General features: G+C 66.4%; 3 protein-coding genes, 1 tRNA gene and 2 rRNA genes. 2 read left to right on the forward strand and 4 right to left on the reverse strand.

Annotated elements, in window-relative coordinates; genetic code table 11:
- Positions 1–88: 88 nt before the first annotated feature.
- Positions 89–2,710, forward strand: coding sequence for a SpoIIE family protein phosphatase (locus AOK03_RS06050; protein ID WP_055564117.1), 2,622 nt, complete (start codon positions 89–91; stop codon positions 2,708–2,710).
- Between the two features lie 116 nt (positions 2,711–2,826).
- Here AOK03_RS06050 and AOK03_RS06055 read toward each other — a convergent pair.
- Positions 2,827–2,899, reverse strand: a tRNA-Thr gene (locus tag AOK03_RS06055).
- Positions 2,900–3,015: 116 nt separating this feature from the next.
- Between AOK03_RS06055 and AOK03_RS06060 the strand changes: the two genes are divergently transcribed.
- Complete coding sequence (locus tag AOK03_RS06060) at positions 3,016–3,936, forward strand: extracellular catalytic domain type 1 short-chain-length polyhydroxyalkanoate depolymerase (RefSeq protein ID WP_079074514.1); 921 nt, start codon at positions 3,016–3,018, stop codon at positions 3,934–3,936.
- 3 nt (positions 3,937–3,939) lie between these two features.
- Here AOK03_RS06060 and AOK03_RS06065 read toward each other — a convergent pair whose 3' ends face one another.
- The 3 genes from AOK03_RS06065 to AOK03_RS06075 all read right to left on the reverse strand — a co-directional run.
- On the reverse strand, positions 3,940–4,602 hold the full coding sequence (locus tag AOK03_RS06065) for a DegT/DnrJ/EryC1/StrS family aminotransferase (RefSeq protein ID WP_055564118.1): 663 nt from the start codon (positions 4,600–4,602) through the stop codon (positions 3,940–3,942).
- Between the two features lie 115 nt (positions 4,603–4,717).
- A 5S ribosomal RNA gene (gene rrf, locus AOK03_RS06070) occupies positions 4,718–4,834 on the reverse strand.
- Positions 4,835–4,922: 88 nt separating this feature from the next.
- A 23S ribosomal RNA gene (locus AOK03_RS06075) occupies positions 4,923–6,555 on the reverse strand; the annotation flags it as partial.

Raw genomic sequence — 6,555 nt, forward strand, 5'->3', positions numbered from 1 at the left:
CGGGCATCGGAGGGGCGGCCGCACCATGGGTTCGGGAGAACTGGGCGTCGATACAGTCGACACTGTCGATACTCGTACGAGGAGTGCTGTGATCACCGCGCGTGCGGCTGCCACCTTCGACCCCGTCGGGCGTTCCGTCGCGACGGCCCGCTCCTTCGTGCGCGACACCCTCCAGGGGTGGGGGTTCTCCGACGTCATCGACGATGCCGTGGTCCTCACCAGCGAGCTGGTCACCAACGCCGTGGTGCACGCAGGCACGGCCGCCGACGTCGAGTGCCTGCGCAGCGAGGACGCCGTCCGCATCCAGGTCTCCGACCGGTATCCGGAACGGGAGATCCCGCTCCAGCAGTCCTCCGTGAACATGGGCAGCCCCGACCGCGAGGGCGGCCGCGGCCTCCAGCTCTGCGCCGCGCTCGCCACCCGCTGGGGCGTCGACTACACCCCCACGCACAAACAGGTCTGGTTCCAGCTCGACCTGCCGCAGCGCTCCGTCGGTACCCGCGCCGCGGGCCCCTCGCTCCCGGCCGACCTCCTGCCCATCGCCGACGGCAGGGTCCGCGTCGCCGTCATCCAGATCGACCGCCTGGGCGCCATCTCCGCCTGGAACGAAGACGCCGAGGAACTCTTCGGGTACGGCGCCGAGCAGGTCATGGGCAAGCCCCTCAACGACCTGGCGGCCTGGCCCCACACGCCGGGCACCAGCACCGGCATCGCCGAGGCCCTCCAGCTCTCCCGCTGGGAGGGGAGTTACGGCGTCCGCAACGCCCACGGCCGCGTGATCCCCGTGTACGCCTCGCACCTGCGCGTCCGCGACGCCGACGGCGAACCGTCCACGGTCTGCCTCCTCGTGCGCGACGAGGAGCGCGCCGTGCTCCAGACCCCGCTGCGCGGCACGGCCCCCGAACCCGGCTCCCTCAGCGAGCCGCACGCCGCGGACCCCTTCGAGGTGTTCATCGGCTCCCCCGCCCCCGACGACCTCGACGGCCTGCTCCAGCGCACCGTCGAGCGCGCCCGCGACATGCTCGACGGCGACGCGGCGTTCCTGCTCCTGGCCACGGACGACGAGACCGAGCTCGAAGTGCGCGCCTCCACGGGCCTGCCGTCGGCCCGCCAGCGCTTCGCCCGCGTCCAGGTCGAGTCGGCCCCGGGGCGCTACGGCTCCGCCCGCATGCCGGCCGTCCACGAGGACCTCACGGTGGTGCCGGGCGCGGTCCCGCTGCTCTCCGGCACCGGCATGCGCTCCGTCGTCACGGTCCCCCTGAAGGTGGAGGGCCGCCTCACGGGCTCCCTGGGAGTCGCCGCCGAGGCCTCCGGGCGGTACTCGAACGAGGAGGCCCTGCGTCTCCAGTTCGCCGCCGACCGCATCGCCCTGGCCGTGGAATCCGCCCGCCTCGGCGAGCTGGAAAGGCTCCGCCGCGGCTCGCTCTCCTTCCTCGTCGAGGCCTCCGACCTCCTCGCGGGTACCCTCGACCGCGACCAGACGCTGGCCCTCATGGCCCAGATGACGGTCCCGACGCTCGCCACCTGGTGCGCCGTCTACACGATCGCCGACCAGTCCGCCGAGCCCTATCTCTCGTACGTCCTGCACGAGGACGAGGAGCGCATCGACGGCCTCAAGGCCCTCCTCTCCAAGATCGCGCCGCCGGATCCGGTGCCCACCCCGGGCGCCCGCGTCTGGGCCGCCCCTTCCGAAGCCGCCCACGAGGACGCCCTGCGCACCTCCATGCGCAGCCTGGGCCTGGGCGAACCCCCGGACCTCAGCTCGGGCATCGGCACGACGCTCTCCACCGCATCGGCGGTCGGCGGCGAGACCGTGGTCCTCCCGCTGGTCGCCCGCAACCGCGTCATCGGGATGCTCACCCTCGGCAAGCCGGCCGACGAGCACTTCCGCCAAGAGATCCTGGAATTGGCCGAAGATCTCTCCCGCCGAGCCGCCCTGGCGCTCGACAACGCCCGTCTCTACTCCGAGCGCATGGCAATCAGCCAGTCCCTCCAGCGCAGTCTGCTGCCGCCGGGACTCCCCCAGGTGCCGGGCGTCGAGGTCGAGGTCATCTACCGCGCGGCCGGCGAGGGCAACGAAGTCGGCGGCGACTTCTACGACCTCTTCCCGATCCGCGACGGCGCGTACGGCTTCGCGATCGGCGACGTCTGCGGCACGGGCCCGGAGGCCGCGGCCGTCACGGGCCTCGCCCGGCACGCCCTGCGCCTGCTCGCCCGCGAGGGCTTCGGCGGCCCCGCGGTCCTCGAACGCCTCAATGCCGCGATCCTCGACGAGGGAGCCCGCAGCCGCTTCCTGACGCTCCTGTACGGCGAGTTGTGGCCCCAGGAGGACGGCTCCGCGGTCCTGAAGATCGTCTGCGCCGGCCATCCGCTGCCGCTGCGCCTGCGCCAGGACGGCACGGTCGAGCCGTACGCGGAACCTCAGCCCCTGCTCGGCGTCATGGACGACCTCGAACTGTACGAGCAGACGATGACGCTCGACCCGGGCGATGTCCTGCTGTGCGTCACCGACGGCGTCACGGAGCGCCGCGAGGGAACCCGCATGCTCGGCGACGACGGCCTCGCCGACGTCCTCACGACCTGCACGGGCCTGACGGCGGGCGCGGTCGCGGCACGCATCATGCGCGCGGTGGAGCGCTTCGCCACGGACGCCCCGTCCGACGACATGGCGATCCTCGCGATGCGCGTCCCCGGCCTCCAGAAGGACTGAGGCTTCCGGGGCACCGCCATCCGGACGGTGCCCCGGAAGCCCTGCATACACCCTCGGGATTCGCCCCGGACACGAAAAAGGCCTCCGCCCAACCGGGCGGAGGCCTTTCCTGCTTGAGCCCCCAAGCGGAATCGAACCGCTGACCTTCTCCTTACCATGGAGACGCTCTACCGACTGAGCTATAGGGGCCTGTTGTCCTTCGGGGTTTTCCCCGCGGCAACGGAATAGATCATACCTGAAATCGAAGGTGCCTCGAACCGCCCCTTCCTCTGGACCACCCGCGCCGACGCTGCCACTCTGCGGCCATGCCGACCCGACCCGGTAAGCATGTGAAGTACGCCTGTCCGGTGGCCCTCACCGTGTTGCTCCTGCCCCTCGCGGCATGCGGATCCGACGACGCGGACAACGCCCCGGACCGCACCCCCAGCAAGAAGGCGGCAGCTGCCGAGACCCCGCGCTCGGGCGACCAGAAGGTCACGATCTCCTGGAAGGGCCACAAACGCGTCTACACCGTCCATGCCCCGCCCGGCTTCTCCCGCACCAAGAGTCTCCCGCTCGTCGTCGCCATGCACCCGTATCCGGGCGACGGCAGAGCCGCAGCCGCCATCAGCGGACTCAACACCAAGGCGGACGAGGAGAACTTCCTCGTCGCCTATCCCGACGGCCTGAACAAAGGCTTCAACGCTTTGCTGTGCTGCGGCACCGAAGACGACGTGGGCTTCATCCGCACCATGACGAAACGACTGACCAGCACATGGAACGCCGACCCGGACCGGGTCTACGCGACCGGCATCTCCAACGGCGGCGACATGTCGTACAAGCTCGCCGTCGAACTCCCCCACACCTTCGCGGCCATCGCCCCGGTCAGCGGCGGATACCTCGGCGCCGATACCGAGGACGCTTCCTACATACCGAAGACCCCGGTCTCCGTCATCACGTTCCTCGGCGGCGCCGACCAGTACTTCGCCGCGATGAACAAGGGCATCAGGACCTGGCAGCAACGCATGTCCTGCACCCCGGAGCGCCCCGAAACACTCAAGAACCACATCAAGAAGACAGTCGCCGAGTGCCGGGACGGCTCGGACGTGGTCGTCTACCGGCTGCGCGACATGGGCCATGCCTGGCCGAACGGCGCGGGCGGCGGAATGTCCGACCCCACCGCAGGCGTCCACGCGACCGACCTGATGTGGGAGTTCTTCAAGTCCCACTCCAGGACGGCCGCGTAGAGCTCAGAAGGCCGGCTGCAGAAGCCCACCGAGCGCGTTGCACGCGGACACGACGCGCTGAAGTTCGCGCCGCGTCATGGAGGCGCCCACCGGCAGCGCCAGCGTCTCGTCCGCGGCCCGTTCGGTCTCGGGCAGCCGCACGTCCCGCCAGAACTGCGGCATGCGGTGCACGGGAGTCTTCACCGGCACATGGCAGTCGACGCCCTTGGCCCGTACGGCACGTGCGAACGCGTCCCGGTCGGGCCGACCGTTCCCGGGCACGCGCACGACGTACTGCTCGTAGCTGTGCCCCTCACCGCCATCGGGTGTCACGACGCCGCTGAGCCGCCCACTGAGATACGCGGCATGCGCCCTCCGACGCGACAGCCCGTCGTACGAAGCCTCCGACTCGCCCTGCTCCAGGACGAGCAGCCCGTGACGCTGCCCTACGTCCCGCAGCCGCCGCACATCGGCCTGGTTGCCGAAGCGGTGCACTACGACGACGGCGGCCGTCCGCGGGGTGACCACGGCGGCGACGGCGTCGGGATCGAGGCAGTACGTGGTGGCCTCTATGTCCGCGAAGACGGGCACCGCTCCCGCGAGGGTCACGGCTTCGGCCACCTCGGTGTTCCCGTAGGCGGGCACGACGACCTCGTCACCGGTACCGATGCCGGCGGCGCGCAACATTCCAACTGTCCCCATGTCGCGGATGTTGGCTGCGCAACGTGAACGGCAAGTAACAGAAAACAAAAAAGAGCTGGTCCCTGAACCGAAGTTCAGGGACCAGCTCTTATTAAAATGAGTTCGGCGGCGTCCTACTCTCCCACAGGGTCCCCCCTGCAGTACCATCGGCGCTGTGAGGCTTAGCTTCCGGGTTCGGAATGTAACCGGGCGTTTCCCTCACGCTATGACCACCGAAACAATATGAAACTGTCAACCGGAGCCGTGGCACATGGCTACGACGGTTGTTCGTGGTTTCAGAACCAACACAGTGGACGCGAGCAACTGAGGACAAGCCCTCGGCCTATTAGTACCAGTCACCTCCACCCGTTACCGGGCTTCCAGATCTGGCCTATCAACCCAGTCGTCTACTGGGAGCCTTAACCCCTCAAAGGGGGTGGGAATACTCATCTCGAAGCAGGCTTCCCGCTTAGATGCTTTCAGCGGTTATCCTTTCCGAACGTAGCCAACCAGCCATGCCCTTGGCAGGACAACTGGCACACCAGAGGTTCGTCCGTCCCGGTCCTCTCGTACTAGGGACAGCCCTTCTCAATATTCCTACGCGCACAGAGGATAGGGACCGAACTGTCTCACGACGTTCTAAACCCAGCTCGCGTACCGCTTTAATGGGCGAACAGCCCAACCCTTGGGACCGACTCCAGCCCCAGGATGCGACGAGCCGACATCGAGGTGCCAAACCATCCCGTCGATATGGACTCTTGGGGAAGATCAGCCTGTTATCCCCGGGGTACCTTTTATCCGTTGAGCGACGGCGCTTCCACAAGCCACCGCCGGATCACTAGTCCCGACTTTCGTCCCTGCTCGACCCGTCGGTCTCACAGTCAAGCTCCCTTGTGCACTTACACTCAACACCTGATTACCAACCAGGCTGAGGGAACCTTTGGGCGCCTCCGTTACTCTTTGGGAGGCAACCGCCCCAGTTAAACTACCCATCAGACACTGTCCCTGATCCGGATCACGGACCGAGGTTAGACATCCAGCACGACCAGAGTGGTATTTCAACGTTGACTCCACGAACACTGGCGTGCCCGCTTCACAGTCTCCCACCTATCCTACACAAGCCGAACCGAACACCAATATCAAACTGTAGTAAAGGTCCCGGGGTCTTTCCGTCCTTCTGCGCGAAACGAGCATCTTTACTCGTAGTGCAATTTCACCGGGCCTATGGTTGAGACAGTCGAGAAGTCGTTACGCCATTCGTGCAGGTCGGAACTTACCCGACAAGGAATTTCGCTACCTTAGGATGGTTATAGTTACCACCGCCGTTTACTGGCGCTTAAGTTCTCAGCTTCGCACGCCCGAAAGCGCACTAACCGGTCCCCTTAACGTTCCAGCACCGGGCAGGCGTCAGTCCGTATACATCGCCTTACGGCTTCGCACGGACCTGTGTTTTTAGTAAACAGTCGCTTCTCGCTGGTCTCTGCGGCCACCCCCAGCTCACGGAGTAAATCCGATCACCAGTGATGGCCCCCCTTCTCCCGAAGTTACGGGGGCATTTTGCCGAGTTCCTTAACCATAGTTCACCCGAACGCCTCGGTATTCTCTACCTGACCACCTGAGTCGGTTTAGGGTACGGGCCGCCATGAAACTCGCTAGAGGCTTTTCTCGACAGCATAGGATCATCCACTTCACCACAATCGGCTCGGCATCAGGTCTCAGGCACAAGCTGTCCGGATTTACCTAGACAGCGCCCTACACCCTTACCCCGGGACAACCACCGCCCGGGCTGGACTACCTTCCTGCGTCACCCCATCACTCACCTACTACAAGTCTGGTCCGTCGGCTCCACCACTTCCCTTTGCCCGAAGGCTCCAGGACGGCTTCACGGACTTAGCATCGCCTGATTCAATGTTTGACGCTTCACAGCGGGTACCGGAATATCAACCGGTTATCCATCGA

The sequence above is a fragment of the Streptomyces atriruber genome (assembly GCF_001418325.1).
Taxonomy (GTDB): domain Bacteria; phylum Actinomycetota; class Actinomycetes; order Streptomycetales; family Streptomycetaceae; genus Streptomyces; species Streptomyces atriruber.